The 15,466-nt window shown below is 57.6% G+C and carries 15 protein-coding genes and 1 pseudogene; 11 read left to right on the forward strand and 5 right to left on the reverse strand.

The genetic code is table 11. The annotated features are described in order from the left end of the window. Positions 1-186 precede the first annotated feature (186 nt). The 11 genes from GSQ70_RS13265 to GSQ70_RS13315 all read left to right on the forward strand — a co-directional run bounded on the left by GSQ70_RS13265 (position 187) and on the right by GSQ70_RS13315 (position 12,204). Entirely contained in the window at positions 187-1,650 is a 1,464-nt protein-coding gene (locus GSQ70_RS13265) for an MFS transporter (protein ID WP_158782976.1), read from the forward strand. Next, on the forward strand, positions 1,643-2,854 hold the full coding sequence (locus GSQ70_RS13270; RefSeq protein ID WP_158782977.1) for a monooxygenase: 1,212 nt from the start codon (positions 1,643-1,645) through the stop codon (positions 2,852-2,854). Before GSQ70_RS13265 ends, GSQ70_RS13270 begins: the two co-directional genes overlap by 8 nt. Positions 2,855-2,920: 66 nt before the next feature. Further along, complete coding sequence (locus tag GSQ70_RS13275; protein WP_158782978.1) at positions 2,921-4,300, forward strand: LLM class flavin-dependent oxidoreductase; 1,380 nt, start codon at positions 2,921-2,923, stop codon at positions 4,298-4,300. Positions 4,301-4,432: 132 nt separating this feature from the next. Then, positions 4,433-5,458 (forward strand): sugar ABC transporter substrate-binding protein, encoded by a 1,026-nt coding sequence (locus tag GSQ70_RS13280; RefSeq protein ID WP_158782979.1) that lies wholly within the window; start codon positions 4,433-4,435, stop codon positions 5,456-5,458. Beyond that, positions 5,448-7,022 carry a sugar ABC transporter ATP-binding protein gene (locus tag GSQ70_RS13285; protein ID WP_158782980.1) on the forward strand — a complete coding sequence of 525 codons (1,575 nt, stop codon included), beginning with the start codon at positions 5,448-5,450 and terminating at the stop codon, positions 7,020-7,022. The genes GSQ70_RS13280 and GSQ70_RS13285 overlap by 11 nt, the downstream gene beginning before the upstream one ends. After that, the gene (locus GSQ70_RS13290; protein ID WP_158782981.1) at positions 7,019-8,044 is read left to right on the forward strand and encodes an ABC transporter permease; all 1,026 of its coding nucleotides are present in this window, start codon (positions 7,019-7,021) and stop codon (positions 8,042-8,044) included. The genes GSQ70_RS13285 and GSQ70_RS13290 overlap by 4 nt, the downstream gene beginning before the upstream one ends. After that, positions 8,037-9,011 (forward strand): ABC transporter permease, encoded by a 975-nt coding sequence (locus GSQ70_RS13295; RefSeq protein WP_158782982.1) that lies wholly within the window; start codon positions 8,037-8,039, stop codon positions 9,009-9,011. Before GSQ70_RS13290 ends, GSQ70_RS13295 begins: the two co-directional genes overlap by 8 nt. Before the next feature lie 18 nt (positions 9,012-9,029). Then, entirely contained in the window at positions 9,030-10,403 is a 1,374-nt protein-coding gene (locus tag GSQ70_RS13300) for an LLM class flavin-dependent oxidoreductase (RefSeq protein WP_158782983.1), read from the forward strand. Positions 10,404-10,465: 62 nt separating this feature from the next. Continuing rightward, entirely contained in the window at positions 10,466-10,717 is a 252-nt protein-coding gene (locus GSQ70_RS13305; protein ID WP_158782984.1) for a ParD-like family protein, read from the forward strand. Further along, on the forward strand, positions 10,714-11,499 hold the full coding sequence (map, locus tag GSQ70_RS13310; protein ID WP_158782985.1) for a type I methionyl aminopeptidase: 786 nt from the start codon (positions 10,714-10,716) through the stop codon (positions 11,497-11,499). Before GSQ70_RS13305 ends, map begins: the two co-directional genes overlap by 4 nt. Before the next feature lie 132 nt (positions 11,500-11,631). Next, positions 11,632-12,204 (forward strand): C40 family peptidase, encoded by a 573-nt coding sequence (locus GSQ70_RS13315; RefSeq protein ID WP_158782986.1) that lies wholly within the window; start codon positions 11,632-11,634, stop codon positions 12,202-12,204. A gap of 10 nt (positions 12,205-12,214) precedes the next feature. On the opposite strand, the gene nth is transcribed toward GSQ70_RS13315, so the two are convergent. The 5 genes and pseudogenes from nth to GSQ70_RS13340 form a co-directional block, all read right to left on the reverse strand. Further along, positions 12,215-12,850 (reverse strand): endonuclease III, encoded by a 636-nt coding sequence (gene nth, locus GSQ70_RS13320; RefSeq protein WP_158782987.1) that lies wholly within the window; start codon positions 12,848-12,850, stop codon positions 12,215-12,217. Further along, entirely contained in the window at positions 12,847-13,548 is a 702-nt protein-coding gene (locus tag GSQ70_RS13325) for an electron transport complex subunit E (protein ID WP_158782988.1), read from the reverse strand. The genes nth and GSQ70_RS13325 overlap by 4 nt, the downstream gene beginning before the upstream one ends. Next, positions 13,541-14,170, reverse strand: a complete 630-nt coding sequence (gene rsxG / locus GSQ70_RS13330) for an electron transport complex subunit RsxG (RefSeq protein ID WP_158782989.1) — start codon at positions 14,168-14,170, stop codon at positions 13,541-13,543. Before rsxG ends, GSQ70_RS13325 begins: the two co-directional genes overlap by 8 nt. Beyond that, positions 14,170-15,231 (reverse strand): electron transport complex subunit RsxD, encoded by a 1,062-nt coding sequence (rsxD, locus tag GSQ70_RS13335; protein ID WP_158782990.1) that lies wholly within the window; start codon positions 15,229-15,231, stop codon positions 14,170-14,172. Before rsxD ends, rsxG begins: the two co-directional genes overlap by 1 nt. Further along, a pseudogene (locus tag GSQ70_RS13340) lies at positions 15,232-15,466 on the reverse strand (electron transport complex subunit RsxC); the annotation flags it as partial.

Consider the following 15,466-nt stretch of genomic DNA (forward strand, 5'->3'; position numbering starts at 1 on the left):
GATAATCGTGAAGCTGAACTGAACAGACCGGATTAGCCTGAGGCTAATCCGGCGTTGGCGCTTGTGGCTTTTAATGATTTAACTTATTGAATTTTAGGTATTTTATAGCACTTATTGTTGTTTGTTTTCAGCCGCAATCCTTTCTATAACAGCTCATCACCTGCCAATAATAAAATTGAGGATACGATGAGTACAATCAACCTTGACGGCGAGCTGGGTTCACCGACGCCGCACTCAACACCGGTCCGGTCCGTCAGCGACGTGGCGAAACTGATTAACGGCAACACCCACAAAAACAGCTATGCGCGCTTTATCGTCTTTCTGGCGCTGGGCGGCGTGTTTCTTGACGCCTATGACCTGACCACGCTCTCCTACGGCATCGATGACGTGGTAAAAGAATTTGGCCTGACGCCAACGCTGACCGGGTTTGTCACCTCGTCCATTATGATCGGCACCATCTTCGGCAACCTGCTGGGCGGCTGGCTGACCGACAAATATGGCCGCTACTCGGTATTTATGGCCGATATGCTGTTCTTTGTGGTCTCTGCCATCGCCGCCGGTCTGGCCCCCAATGTCTGGGTGCTGATTGGCGCCCGTTTCCTGATGGGGGTTGGCGTGGGTATCGATCTGCCGGTGGCGATGGCCTATCTGGCCGAGTTTTCGAAGTTTACCGGCAAGGGCAACAAAGCCGCGCGACTGGCCGCCTGGTGCCCGATGTGGTACGCCGCGTCTTCGGCCTGTTTCTTTATCATCTTTGCGCTCTATTTCCTGTTGCCTGAAGAGCATCTTGACTGGTTGTGGCGTGCTTCGCTGCTGTTTGGTGCCATTCCCGCGCTGCTGATCATCGCGGTACGCAGCAAATTTATGAATGAATCGCCGCTGTGGGCTGCCAATCAGGGCGACCTGACCAGTGCCGTGCGCATTCTGCGCGACTCTTATGGTATTGCAGCGCACGAAGCAAAACCCACAGCCGCGCAGCAGGAGAAAAAAGTCCTGCCAAAAGTCAGCTTTCGCGTGCTGTTCCAGAAACCGTACCTCGAACGCACTATTGTCACCGCAGTAATGAATATCTGTATCTCCTTTGAATACACGGCCATAGCCTTCTTCCTGCCGTCGATTCTGGCGCAGTTCCTCGGAACGGGCGTGTTTGAAACCATCTCGGCCTCGCTGGGGCTGAACGCGCTGTTCGCTTTCACTGGCGGATTACTGGGGATGCGCCTGGCGTGGAAATTCCCCTCGCGCCACGTAGCGATTGCCGGTTTTGCCCTGCAGTTTCTCGCGCTGATTTCGCTGGCGCTGGTCGGGCATCCGCAGGCGACCATTGGCGTGGTGTTTGCCATTCTGCTGCTGGGACTGTGGCTGTTCGCCGAAGGCTTTGGTCCTGGCGCGCAAATGATGATCTACCCGTCGCTCTCCTATCCGACTCATATCCGTGCCACCGGCGTTGGCTTTGGCCGTTCGCTGTCCGGCATCGGCAGCGCGCTGGCGCTGTTTATCCTGCCGATCCTGCAGGCTTCCTTTGGTACCAATATGTTCTGGATCGTCTCGCTGGCGGCCGTTATCCCAATTTTCTTCCTGTTGATTATCCGCTTCGAGCCGACCCGTCAGGATATCGATGATCAATCTGAAACCGGAGAACACCATGTCTGAATTCAACTCGCCTGATAACACCGAACTGGCGTCGCGCTTTCGTCCGATCTTTGCCCGTATTGCCGAAGGGGCAGTTGCGCGGGAGGGCGGCCGCCAGCTGGCTCACGAGCCGATCCGCTGGCTGAAAGAGGCCGGTTTCGGCACCCTGCGTATTCCGGTCCGCGAGGGAGGTTTTGGCGCGACGTTGCCACAGCTGTTCCGGCTGCTGACTGAACTTGCGGAAGCTGACTCCAATCTGCCGCAGGCGCTGCGTGCGCATTTCGCCTTTGTCGAAGATCGCCTGAACCAGCCGGACAGCGAGGAGCGGCAGCGCTGGTTCGCCCGTTTCCGCGATGGCGAGCTGGTGGGCAGCGGCTGGAGTGAAACCGGGAACATGAAGCTGGGGGAAGTGTTAACCAGAGTCTCCCCGGCAGATAACGGCTGGCTGCTGGAGGGCGAGAAGTTTTACAGCACCGGCACGCTGTATGCCGACTGGATCGATGTTTATGCCCGGCGCAGCGATAACGATCGGGATGTGATCGCTTTGGTCAGCACGCATCAGGCTGGCGTCGCGCGTGAGGACGACTGGGACGGCTTCGGCCAGCGGCTCACCGGCAGCGGCACCACGCGCTTCAGCAAGGCGAGGGTTGAGCAGACCCATGTCTACGACTTCAGCGAGCGTTTTCGCTATCAGACCGCTTTCTATCAGCATGTGCTGCTGTCAACGCTGGCTGGCATTGGCCGGGCCATCACCCGTGATGCGGCGCAGGGCGTGGCGCAGCGTAAAAGAGTCTACAGCCACGGCAACGCCAGGTTGGTGAAGCAGGATGTTCAGGTGCTGCAGGTGGTCGGGCAGATCGCCAGCCAGGCCTGGGCGGTGGACGCTACGGTGCAGCGTGCAAGCCACTCGCTGCAACAGGCGTTTGAGGTGCAGCAGCGCGGCGGCGGCGAAGAGGAGATTAAGCAGGCGAATATTCTGGCCGAAGTGGAGGCAGCCAAAGCGCAGGTCATTGCCAGCGAATTGGTCCCCCGTGCGGCGACCGAGCTGTTCAACGCGCTGGGCGCTTCCGACACTTGTGTCAGTAAAGCGCTGGATCGTCACTGGCGCAATGCCCGCACCGTCTCTTCGCACAATCCGGTGATCTATAAATCCCGTAACGTCGGTGACTGGGAAGTGAATGGCACCCAGCCGACCTTTATCTGGCAAATCGGCCACGGAGAGTAAGAGGGGTCATGATGTTTTTACTCAGTATCGCTCCGGCGAACGGAATTTACCGCAGAGAGGGCCGCCATGAGCCAGCATGCTAAGCAGATCCTGCTTAACGCTTTTAACATGAACTGCGTCGGCCATATCCATCACGGAATGTGGACTCATCCACAGGACCGATCCACCGATTTCAACCAGCTGAACTACTGGCTGGATCTTGCGCGCACGCTGGAAAAAGGGCTGTTTGACGGGCTGTTTATCGCCGACATTCTCGGGGTGTATGACGTCTATCAGCAGGGGATTGCGCTGACCGCCAGCGAGTCGATCCAGTTGCCGGTCAATGATCCGCTGATGCTGGTTTCGGCCATGGCCAGCGTCACCGATCACCTGGGATTCAGCCTGACGGCCAATCTCAGTTATGAATCGCCTTACCCATTTGCCCGCCGCTTCTCCACCCTTGACCACCTGACCAGTGGTCGGGTGGGCTGGAATATTGTCACCGGCTATCTGGACAGCGCGGCGCGGGCGATGGGCCAGACGCAGCTCCTGAGCCACGACAGCCGTTACGAGCGGGCAGATGAGTTTCTTGACGTCAGTTATCAGCTGTGGGAAGGCAGCTGGGAGGAGGGTGCGGTGCCTGCCAACCGTGAGCAGCGACGCTATGCCGATGCCAGCAAAATCCACCCGATTCACCACCACGGCAAGTTTTATCAGGTTGAGGGATATCACCTGTCGTCACCTTCACCACAGCGTACGCCGCTGCTGTTTCAGGCTGGCAGCTCGGCGCGGGGCGTCAGGTTCGCAGGGCGTCATGCGGAGTGCAGTTTTGTTAACGGCAGCACCCCACAGGCGATGCGAAGCCAGGTGGAGAAACTGCGCATGGCCGCCCGCGAAGCCGGACGCCAGCCGGAAGATATAAAAGTCTTTATGGGCATCTCGGTGATCGTCGCGCCAACGGAAAAGGAGGCGCAGGAGAAACACCGCGAGTACCTGAGCTATGCCAGCCCGGAGGCCGGGATTGCCCACTTCTCCAGTTCTGTCGGTATCGACCTGGCGCAGTTTGGCCTGGATGAACCGATCCGGACCGGTGATACCCGGGCGATTGAATCGGTGAGTAAAGCCTATGACGGCTGGACCCGCCGCCAGCTGCTTGAGCAGCACGCGCTGGGAGGACGTTATGCGCTGATTGTCGGCAGTCCGTCACAGGTGGCAGACCAGATGATCCACTGGATGGACGAAGCCGGGATTGATGGTTTCAACCTGACGCGCATCGTCAATCCGCAAAGTTACATCGATTTTATTAACCTGGTAGTGCCAGAGTTACAACAGCGCGGACGTTATAAAACCGGCTATCAATCCGGTTCGCTGCGTAAAAAACTGTTTGGTCACGATCGGTTATCCTCACGCCATCCTGCAGCCCGCTGGCGGCCCGGTGGATGCGCTTATGCTGAAAATGATTATTAATAAATCAGAAATGAATTTTGCGCGTAATGTATTTTAATTCTGTCTGGCAAAAACCCTTAGCTGAAATTGATCTGATTGCCAGGAAATAGTTGTGCTAACCTGGCAATCTTCACCTTCTCCAGGATATTTATCATGATGATGGCTACTAAAATAAAAAATGCTGTTCGCCTGAAAAAGATTTTTAAAACATCGCTGGCCGCTATACTGACAGCGTCAGTATTATTCTCTCTTCCCGTTCATGCGGAAGGCAATGATGATAATATCCCCTCGCTGAAAGGAAAACGCATTGGTATTACCGTCGCCGGAACCGATCATTACTGGGATTTAAAAGCCTATCAGGGACAGATTGATGAGGTGAAACGCCTGGGCGGCACGCCGATAGCGCTGGATGGCGGGCGCAAAGAGGCACAGCAAATCTCGCAGATCCAGACGCTTATCGCACAAAAGCCCGACGCGATTATCGAGACGCTGGGCACGGCTTCAGTGCTGGAGCCGTGGCTGAAAAAAATCCGCGCGGCAGGGATCCCTTTATTTACTGTTGATACGGCAAGCCCTTCCAGTATTAACGTCACCACCTCCGATAATTTTTACATTGGCGAGCAGCTGGCATTAAAAGTTGTCAGCGACCTGCGGGGGAAAGGAAATATCCTGGTATTTAATGGGTTTTATGGTGTGCCGGTGGTGGCGATGCGCTATGACCAGTTAAGAGCGGTATTAAAATGGTATCCTGAAATTAAAATTATTCAACCTGAACTGCGAGATGTTATTCCAAATACCGTGCAGGATGCCTATGCGCAAATAAGCCAGCTGCTGAATAAATACCCGAAAGGATCGGTGCAGGCGATCTGGGCAGCCTGGGATGTGCCGCAAATCGGTGCCACTCAGGCCGTGGATGCTGCCGGGCGGACTGAGATCAAAACTTATGCCGTGGATGGCAGCCCGGATGTGGTGTCTCTGGTGAAAGACCCGAAATCCAGTGCCGCTTCAGTCGTGGCGCAGCAACCCTATCTGATCGGCAAAACGGCCGTGCAGAACGCTGCCCGCTACCTGGCCGGCGACCATGATCTGCCGCCTGCCACCTATGTTCCGGCGCTGCTGGTGACCAAACAGAATGCCGCCGAAGTGCAGAAAGTGCTGGGCCAGAGTGATGGCAAGTAAGCCATCGCTTCAGTCCCGCAGCCAGCAGGCCGGCTCGCCGCTGCTGGCGCTGACGCAGATCGCCAAAGCTTTTGATGGCGTTCCGGCCCTGCGGCAGGTTTCGCTGTCGGCAGAAGCCGGAGAGATCCACGGGCTGGTCGGGCATAACGGTGCCGGGAAATCGACGCTGATTAAAATTCTCGGCGGACTGCAACTGGCGGATGAAGGGGAGATAAACCTTAATGGCGAGAGGGTGAACATCTCCTCGCCAAAGGTGGCGCAGTCGCTGGGCATCGAGATTGTCCATCAGGAGCGGTTACTTTCACCTGTTCTGACAGTGGCCGAAGCGCTGCTGTCGGGCGAGGAGCCGGTATTCCGCGGTGTTCCGTTGCTCAACCGTCGTCGTATGCGGCGCGTGGCTCGCGAGGCGATTGAGCACTATTTTGGTTTACGGCTGGATCCCGACAGCCTGATTGCGGACCTGAGTGTGGCGGAACAGCAGGTTGTGCAGATCACCCGCGCGCTGCGTCACTCTCCGCGCGTACTGGTATTCGACGAACCTACTGCGGCGCTGGCGCGTCATGAGGTGGCCTCTCTGTTCAGTGCTATCCGCACGCTGCGTGGGCAGGGTCTGGCGATCGTCTATGTCTCACACTATCTGGATGAGATCACCGAGCTTTGCCAGCGGGTTACCGTGCTGCGTGACGGAGCCAGCGTAGCGACGCACCTGACAAGCGAGATGACCAGCCAGCAGCTGATCGTGGAGATGCTCGGCGACCGCCAGAAATCGCTGGTGCAGCGCCAGCCACCGAAGGGTGAGGAGGTGCTGCTGCATGTGGATAACCTCACGGCGGCAGGACGTTTCTCCGGGATCGGCTTTACCGCCCATCGCGGCGAAATCCTTGGTATTACCGGGCTGTTGGGATCTGGCGGCAAGGCGCTGACCCGGGCGCTGTTCGGCCTGGAAAGTGGGATCAGCGGCAGCATCACGCTGGCCGGTCGCGCTGTTCTGCCCCGTTCGCCACGGGATGCGGTCAAGCAGGGTATGGCCTTTGTACCGGAAGATCGCCGGACCAACGGCATCGCCCCGGAACTGAGCGTGCGGGAAAATATTGCCTTAACCAGCCTGAAGACGCTGGTTAAAGGCGGGTTTATCCATCGTGCCGGGGAGAACCAGCTGGTGGCCGGAAACATCCGCTATCTGGGTATCCGGACGCCCGGTGCTGAAGCGCCGCTGCGCTTCCTTTCCGGCGGCAATCAGCAGAAAGTGGTGCTGGCAAAATGGCTGAATACCGCGGCGGAAGTTTATCTGCTGGATGAACCGACGGTGGGCGTTGATATCGGCGCGAAGGCTGAAATTTACCAGGCGCTGCATCAACTGGTCGCCAGAGGGGCAGTGGTGATTATCTTCTCTACCGACCTGCTGGAGCTGCAGTCGCTGTGTGACCGGATTCTGGTGATGGCTCGCGGCAGGATGGTGAAAACGTTGCAGGGCCGTGCCACCGATCAACATGAAATCCTCGCCTGGGCATCGGGTGCCACGTCGGATAACCCGCTTACCGCCACCGCAGGAACCTCAGCATGAGCGAACTCTCGTCTTCCGATGCGGATGTAGCGCAACAAAACAAACTGCGGGCGGAACGTTCCGGGCACCTGCTGCAGGGCAGTGTGCTGCTGATTATTCTCGCGGTGCTGGCCGTTTTCGCCACGCTTTCACCCATCTTTCTGACATTGGGGAATCTCGGCAACGTGCTGCAGCAAACCGCTGTGACCGGAACACTGGCCTTTGGCCTGACGCTGGTGCTGATCGGCGGCGGCAGCCACTCGCTGACTGGCGGCATCGATCTTTCGGTGGCGGCGAATATGGGGCTGAGTGCGGCGGTGTTCGCCAGCCAGCTCAGTCGCGGTGCTTCGCCTGAGCTGGCGCTGCTGCTTGCTCTGCTCAGCGGCGCGGCGGTTGGCCTGATCAATGCTCTGGCCGTGGTCTGGCTGCGCATTCTGCCGCTGCTGGCCACGCTGACCACCATGAACATCGCCATCGGTCTGGAGATGGTGGTGACGCAGAACGCCACCGTGCCCGCCAGCGGTCCGCTGTTCGATCTGCTGCTGAGCGCCGGGCCGCTCTCTTTTCCGTGGCTGGCCTGGGGCTTTGCCGCGCTGGCACTGTTGTTTATTGTGCTGACGCATTTCACGCCGTTCGGCCTGCGCCTGCTGGCGGTGGGCAGCCATCCTCTTGCCGCCCATGCCAGCGGTCTGGCCGTGTCGCGCTATCTTGCCGCCAGCTATCTGCTGTGCGGCGTGGCAGCGGGACTGGCGGCACTCGGTTCGGTCACCATACTCAGCGGAAGCTCACCGGGGGCCAATGACAACCTGCTGATGGTGATCGCCTCGGTGCTGCTTGGGGTGGTCTTCTCGCGGCGCCTGGTGCCGACGCTGGGCGGCACGCTTTTCAGTTCGCTGTTTCTCAGCCTGATTGCCAACGGCTTCCAGCTGATCAATGTTTCCAGCTACTGGATTAACGGGGTGGAAGGCGTGCTGATCCTGCTGGTGGTCTCGCTGACTGCACTGCTGCGCCAGCGCCAGCAGAGGAGAAAAGTCCGTGTCTGATTTAACCGTTTCCGGCGTGACTCGCGGCGGCCTGCTGCGCGTTTTACTGATCCTGATCTTCGCCGCGCTGCTGCTGTTCTTCAGCCTGTTCGCGCCAGGTTTTTTCACCCTTGATAATGTGGCCAGCGTGCTGCTGAACAACGTGGCTCCGCTGGCGATTGCCGCGCTGGCGATGACCCTGGTTGCCGCGATGGGCGCCGTCGATTTGTCGATTGGCACCGCCATTGATTTCGCCTGCCTGGTGCTGGTCACGCTGGTGGTGCATCAGGTTGGGCTGCCGCTGGCCGTGACGGCAGCGCTGCTGGCGGCGCTGTGCGTTGGCTTGTTCAATGCATTTCTGGTGACGGCGCTGGGCGTGGAGCCATTCCTCGCCACGCTGGGCACGCTGTTTATCGGCCAGAGCGTCCAGCAACTCTCTTCCAATGGCGGCCAGCCGGTTTATCTGCTCAGCCAGGTACTGCCGGTGCAGTTCTCCGCCATCAGCCATGGTGCGTTACTGGGTGTCCCGCTGCCGCTGTGGTACGTGTCGGGGCTGGCGATTGCGCTGCATCTGCTGCTGAAATGCACTCCGCAGGGCCGTGCTTTAACCTTCCTGGGGAGCCAGGCCAGCGTGGCACGCTATTCAGGCATTGCGGTCGGCCGGACTGTCGGCGTGGGGTTTGTCCTCAGCGCGGTAATTGCAGGCATTGTCGGGCTGATGCTCGCCTCAAACGTCAAAGCGTGGGTGCCGCTCTCCGGCAACGCCTATCTGCTGAATGCCATCGGCGCGGCCTTTATCGGTGCCACTTTCTCCGCCACGCGGCGGCCCAACGTGCCTGGTACGCTGCTGGGAGTGATACTGCTCAGCTTTGTGGCAAACGGACTGCTGCTGACTGGCTGGAACTTTTACTGGCAGCAGGTCGCTACCGGCGTGCTGATTTTTGGCGTGCTGGCGGCTGGTGCACTGAATAACCGCCGCCGGAAATAAACAGTTTGTGGAGGAAAAATGGCTCATCCCAGACCTTTTCTGCTGTTCGGATTTATGATGGATGTGGTCGGGCATATTTCGGCCGGACTTTGGCGGCATCCTCAGGACACCGCGCACCGCTACACCGACATCCACTATTGGGTGGAGATCGCCAAGCTGCTGGATAAGGCGGGTTTTGACGCGCTATTTCTGGCCGATGCGCTTGGTCAGCTGGACGTGTATCAGCAACGTCCTGATACGGCGTTACGCAACGCGGCACAGATGCCGGTTAACGATCCACTGCTGCTGGTGTCGGCGATGGCCGCCGCTACCCGCGATCTCAGCTTTGGCGTGACCGTCTCCACCACTTATGAGCATCCTTACCTGCTGGCGCGAAAATTCACCACGCTGGATCATCTGACCAACGGACGCATAGCCTGGAACGTGGTGACTTCGATGCTGGATTCGGCGGCGAGAAATCTCGGCCTGACCCACCAGTTGCCCCACGATCAACGTTACGATCGCGCCCAGGAGTTCCTGGATATCACCTGCAAACTGTGGGAAGGCTCCTGGGAGGACGACGCGGTGGTGCGCGACAAGGCTGGCGGTATTTATACTCATCCGCACAAAGTTCATCCCATCGGGCATCGCGGTGAGCATTACCAGGTACCGGATGCGCACCTCAGCGAACCCAGCCCGCAGCGCACACCGGTGCTGTTTCAGGCCGGAACCTCGTCGCGCGGCAGCCAGTTCGCTGCGGCTAATGCAGAAGTGATCTTCATGGCTGGGCTGACGGCGGAGGCAATCCGGAAAGATATTGACCACATTCGCCAGCTGGCAGCAGCAGAAGGCAGAGATCCAGACGCTCTGCGATTTATTACCGCTATCACCGTGGTGACCGGTGAAAATGACCAGCAGGCGCAGCAGCGTTACGAAGAATTTCAGCGTTACATCAGTGAAGAAGCGGCGCTGGCGCTGTTCTCCGCCTGGACCGGTGTGGACTGGTCAGAATACGATCCGGACGAGCCGCTGGAGTACATTGAAACCGACGCCTGCCGTTCAGCGCTGGCAAGCCTGACCCGTATTGATGCCGGGCGGCGCTGGACGCTGCGTGAAGCGGCGCAATACATTGGTATCGGCGGGCTGCATCCGACGCTGGTGGGCGGCCCGGTAAGTGTTGCCGACCAGATGGAGCGGTTTGCGGAAGCGTCCGGCGTGCACGGCTTTAACCTCGGTTATGCCATCAGTCCGGGCAGCTTTGAGGATTTTATCCATTACATCATTCCGGAGCTGACTGCCAGAGGAAGAGTCACGCCACCACCGGCCACGCCGTTGACGTTGCGGGAGCGGTTGCAGGGAGAAGGCCAGCGCCATCTGCGTGATGATCATCCTGGCCGACGTTTCCGGCGTTAAGCTTGCAACCATGTCTGAATGTGGCATTATACGATTTATATATAAAACGTATAAGGCACATCATGGGCATTGTAAAAATATCCGATCTGATGCATGAGAACCTGCGCCTGGCCAGCAACGCGCTGAGCCGTTCGATTAACTCGCAGGCCGAGCACTGGCTGAAGATTGGCATGCTGGCCGAACTCTATCCCCATCTGACCCACCAGCAACTGACCCGGCTGTTGATCCAGTGTGAGCTTGAAGGTGGCACTGAAATCAACAAACTCGTGCGTAATGAAGCCGGGCAGTTACATAAGGAACATGCACCCCAATGAGCGAAATCAGAATACACACGCAGGAAGAAATCGAGCTGGCCCGCGCGGCAGGTCACGCGGCGGCAAAAGTGCTGGAGATGATCGGCCCTCACGTCCGTGTCGGGGTGACCACCGACGAGTTGGATCGCCTGTGTCATGACTATCTGGTCAATGAATTACAGGTTGTTCCGGCCAATATTGGATATCACGGCTATACCCGTACGCTTTGTACTTCAGTCAATCACGTTATTTGTCACGGCATTCCCGGCGATAAAAAGCTGAAGAAGGGCGATATCATCAATATCGATATCGGCATTATCAAAGATGGCTGGTATGGCGATACCAGCAGGATGTATTACGTCGGAGAACCTTCGGTGCGCGCCCGCCGCCTGGTCAATATCACCTATGAGTCCATGGTCGCTGGCATTAAGGCCGTCAAACCCGGGGCCACTCTCGGTGACGTTGGCGCGGCTATCCAGCGCGTCGCGGAAGGGGCGGGTTTCTCAGTTGTCCGGGAATATTGTGGGCACGGCGTCGGGCTTGAGTATCATGGCGCGCCGCAGGTGTTGCATTACGGTACGCCGGGGACCGGTGTGGTGCTGCAACCTGGAATGATCTTTACCATCGAACCGATGATTAATGCAGGGAAGGCAGCAACCAGTTTACTTTCCGATGGCTGGACGGTGGTTACCAGAGATCGCTCGCTGTCGGCACAATGGGAACACACCATTGCGGTAACTGAGACGGGATACGATCTGTTGACACCCTGGCCGGACGGAACGGGTGAATACGCAGCGCTTTAAGTACGGCGTAAAAACCTGTTATGTCAATAATTGTAAATATTAATAACGTTAAGAAATAGATTAAGCGTGGTGCTTTTCCATGCCGATCAATAGGATGAATGCACATCTCAACAGCTGGCCGCCCTGAATAACATGTGGAACTGTAAATCTTCGGTAATTCCCCTTTGTCTTTGGGCAGCTTTGCTCAGCGGATGTGCATCGCATTCGCCTTCCACAGCGAATAATGACAAAGGCGGGGAGTGGCAGCAAAACGGCCAGCAGCCCGATCTTATTCCGATTCTGGCGGCACTGCATGACCAGATGCATTCCTGGGAAGGGACGCCTTATCAATGGGGCGGTACTCAGCTATCGGGCGTGGACTGTTCAGGCTTTGTCTGGCGAACGCTTAAAGACCGTTTCAATATGCCCGTCGGCCGTCTGACCACCGCTGATCTGATCCATATGGGGAAAAGGGTGGAGCCAGCTGACCTGCAGCCCGGGGATTTAGTTTTCTTCCGGATTAATCATGAAATGCATGTCGGGTTTTACGACACTGATGAACAGTTCCTGCATGCCTCTTCCAGCAGAGGCGTGATGCGGTCATCTCTGACCAATCCTTACTGGAAATCCGTCTTCCTCGAAGCCCGTCGGTTGCATAAAGAATACGGCGCACAGATCTCTTTCAATCATGATGCAGGCCAGACCAGACTGGCGAATGACAACTGACTGACAGCCGTCAGACCTCGGTCTTTTCTTCAAACTCACAGAGATCTTCAATCATGCAGGAACCGCAGCGCGGTTTCCGCGCCACGCATGTATAGCGCCCATGCAGGATCAGCCAGTGGTGGCAGTCCACTTTGAACTCCTTCGGCACCACTTTCAGCAGTTTTTCTTCCACCTGCTCAACGTTTTTTCCCGGTGCAAATTTGGTGCGATTGCTGACGCGGAAAATATGCGTGTCCACAGCGATGGTCGGCCAGCCAAAGGCGGTATTCAGCACCACGTTAGCCGTTTTGCGGCCCACGCCGGGCAGGGCTTCCAGCGCTTCGCGATTTTCAGGCACTTCGCCCTGATGCTGTTCCAGCAGGATGCGGCAGGTTTTAATCACGTTTTCCGCCTTGCTGTTAAACAGGCCGATAGTCTTGATGTACTCCTTCACCCCGTCCACGCCCAGCGCCAGCATTGCGGCCGGTGTGTTGGCAACGGGATAGAGTTTAGCCGTTGCCTTGTTGACACTGACGTCCGTGGCCTGTGCGGAAAGCAGCACGGCAATCAGCAGTTCAAAAGGGGAAGTAAAAACCAGTTCCGTGGTTGGATGCGGGTTGTTATCCCGCAGTCGGCTTAAGATTTGCTGACGTTTTTCCTTATTCACAGCGCACTCGCTTTTCCTTCCAGAGCGGATTGAGTTTTCGCCTCTGCCTGACGGGCAGCGCGTGCTTTCATCTTGTTATCGATCAGGTATTTGGCGGCCAGCAGCATGCCAAGGCCAATAAAGGCACCCGGCGGCAACATCGCCAGCAGCATTGGTGAATCAAAGTGGAACACCTGAATGCGCAGCACTTTAGCCCATGGGCCAAGCAGTTGATCGGCACCGTTAAAGATGGTGCCGTTGCCGATGATTTCGCGGATCGATCCTAACACCACCATCACGCTGGTGGCTCCCAGCCCAATCGCCATACCGTCCAGCGCCGACAGAGGCACGCTGCTGCGTGAGGCGACGGCCTCAGCCCGGCCCACGACGATACAGTTGGTGACGATCAGCGGGATGAAGATCCCTAACGACTGATACAGCCCGTAGGCATAAGCGTTGATCAACATCTGCACGCAACTGACGACCGCAGCGATGATCATCACGTAAATAGGAATGCGTACTTCAGAAGGCACCCAGCGGCGTGAGGCGGAAATCGCACTGTTGGTACAGGTCAGCACCAGGGTGGTGGCCAGCCCAAGGCCGAGAGCGTTGGTGGCGGTGGAAGTGACGGCAAGCAGTGGACAGAGGCCCAGCAGCTGAACCAGCGCCGAGTTATTTTTCCACAGTCCGCCGACCAGCAGCGTTTTGGCTTCACTCATTGGAGTCTCCACAGGGTGACAGCGAGGCAAGCTGCCCCGGCAACGTTTCAATATACAACGTGGTGCGTTTGGCGGCATTCACCACGGCGCGGGGAGTAATGGTTGCGCCGGTAAACTGGTCAAAGTCACCGCCATCCTTTTTCACCGCGAAGTGCGTGTCATCTTTTCCACCCAGATGCACGCCGTTGAAGCTGTTGATCCAGTTGGAGATTCGCAGCTCAATTTTGTCGCCCAGACCCGGCGTTTCATGGTGCTCCACCACGCGCACGCCAAGCACCGTGCCTTTAAAATCTGCCCCGACAATCATCTGAATAGCACCAGAATAGCCGTCCGGGGCGGTTGTCTCAACCGCTACCGCCACCGGTTTGTCATCTTTACGTGCCAGATAGAGGTGGTGCGGGCCAGTACCCAGCGCCGGGTTGTTAACAAGGTAACACTCCTGCTGGATGTGGTTATTGTACATCTCCGGCGGTACCACCTGATCCAGCAGAATTTTCTGCTGCACTTCGGTCTGGTGCGCAATGGTCGGTTTGGTGACGGTGTTGATCACTGCCGTCAGGCCGGTAGTCACTGCAGCAAAGATCGCCAGCGTCACGCCATTTTTACGAATCGCATCCAGCATCACTTCTCCTTCCGGTGGCCGTAAACGCGCGGCTGCGTGTAGTAATCGATAAGCGGCACTGTGATGTTGGCCAGCAGCACAGCAAAGGCCACACCGTCCGGATAGCCGCCAAAACTGCGGATCAGCCAGACCAGCAGGCCAATCAATACGCCGTAAATAAGGCGGCCTCTGTTGGTGGTGGAGGCGGTTACCGGGTCAGTGGCAATAAAAAATGCGCCCAGCATGGTGGCACCCGAGAACAGGTGGATCACCGGTGAAACCAGACTCTGGGGCGATAACAGCCAGCCCAGGGTGGAAAACAGGGCCAGAGAGGCCAGCATGCTGACCGGAATATGCCAGCGGATCGTATTGGTGAACAGCAGGAACAGCCCGCCGATCAGATAGCCGAGGTTGATCCACTGCCAGCCCAGACCGGCAATCACGCCGGTATAAATCGGCTGCGCGAGAAGCTGCTCTGCACTGTGCCCGGCACGTAAACCGGTTTTAAAGGTGTCCAGCGGGGTTGCCTGACTGATGCCATCCACCCCGATTTGCAACTGCTGCATGGTATGACCGTCTACAGTCGTCCCGTGGAAAATCATGCTCAGCGTATCCATGAAGGTCGGAGTAACTGACTGCAGCGTATCCGGCGGCAGCCAGCTCGTCATCTGCACCGGGAAGGAGATCAGCAGGACCACATAGCCCACCATCGCCGGGTTAAACGGGTTCTGCCCCAGGCCGCCGTACAGCTGCTTGGAGATCACCACCGCAAAAACAGTACCGATAACAATCAGCCACCAGGGCGCCAGCGGCGGAATGCTGATGCCGAGCAGCAGGGCGGTAAGCAGGGCTGAATTATCCCCCAGCGTTTTCGCCAGCGGCAGCTTGCGCAGTTTCAGTACCAGCGCTTCTGCACCCATACCGGCAAGGGCGGCAATCACCACCTGGATAATGTTGCCCCAGCCGAAAAAGTACCACTGGGCGGCAATACCCGGGATAGCCGCAAGCAGAACCAGCAGCATAATGGTGCCGGTACTGCGACGGTTGTGAGTGTAGGGCGAACTAGCAATACGAAAAGCCATTTAATCCTCTTGCGTGGAATGCTGTTGCGCTTTTCGCGCTTTGACACGAGCGATGGCCGCCGCCACTGCCGCTTTGCGCGGATCGTCGGACTGCTCCGGTGCCGCTTCATGTTCAGGTTCGGACTGTGCTGCTTCTGATGGCTCAGCTTCAGCGGCTGACTCTGCTGCCTGCGCCGCTTTCTTCGCTTTAGCGCGGGCGATTGCGGCTTCAACCGCAGCTTTGCGTGGATCGACC

The sequence above is a fragment of the Pantoea sp. BAV 3049 genome (assembly GCF_009765445.1).
Taxonomy (GTDB): domain Bacteria; phylum Pseudomonadota; class Gammaproteobacteria; order Enterobacterales; family Enterobacteriaceae; genus Erwinia.

Excerpts from the sequence above, each read along its gene's own strand:
- GSQ70_RS13265 (WP_158782976.1), top strand. The coding sequence starts at position 187 with ATGAGTACAATCAACCTTGACGGCGAGCTGGGTTCACCGACGCCGCAC.
- GSQ70_RS13270 (WP_158782977.1), top strand. The coding sequence starts at position 1,643 with ATGTCTGAATTCAACTCGCCTGATAACACCGAACTGGCGTCGCGCTTT.
- GSQ70_RS13275 (WP_158782978.1), top strand. The coding sequence starts at position 2,921 with ATGAGCCAGCATGCTAAGCAGATCCTGCTTAACGCTTTTAACATGAAC.
- GSQ70_RS13280 (WP_158782979.1), top strand. The coding sequence starts at position 4,433 with ATGATGATGGCTACTAAAATAAAAAATGCTGTTCGCCTGAAAAAGATT.
- GSQ70_RS13285 (WP_158782980.1), top strand. The coding sequence starts at position 5,448 with ATGGCAAGTAAGCCATCGCTTCAGTCCCGCAGCCAGCAGGCCGGCTCG.
- GSQ70_RS13290 (WP_158782981.1), top strand. The coding sequence starts at position 7,019 with ATGAGCGAACTCTCGTCTTCCGATGCGGATGTAGCGCAACAAAACAAA.
- GSQ70_RS13300 (WP_158782983.1), top strand. The coding sequence starts at position 9,030 with ATGGCTCATCCCAGACCTTTTCTGCTGTTCGGATTTATGATGGATGTG.
- GSQ70_RS13305 (WP_158782984.1), top strand. The coding sequence starts at position 10,466 with ATGGGCATTGTAAAAATATCCGATCTGATGCATGAGAACCTGCGCCTG.
- map (WP_158782985.1), top strand. The coding sequence starts at position 10,714 with ATGAGCGAAATCAGAATACACACGCAGGAAGAAATCGAGCTGGCCCGC.
- GSQ70_RS13315 (WP_158782986.1), top strand. The coding sequence starts at position 11,632 with ATGTGGAACTGTAAATCTTCGGTAATTCCCCTTTGTCTTTGGGCAGCT.
- GSQ70_RS13325 (WP_158782988.1), bottom strand. The coding sequence starts at position 13,548 with ATGAGTGAAGCCAAAACGCTGCTGGTCGGCGGACTGTGGAAAAATAAC.
- rsxG (WP_158782989.1), bottom strand. The coding sequence starts at position 14,170 with ATGCTGGATGCGATTCGTAAAAATGGCGTGACGCTGGCGATCTTTGCT.
- rsxD (WP_158782990.1), bottom strand. The coding sequence starts at position 15,231 with ATGGCTTTTCGTATTGCTAGTTCGCCCTACACTCACAACCGTCGCAGT.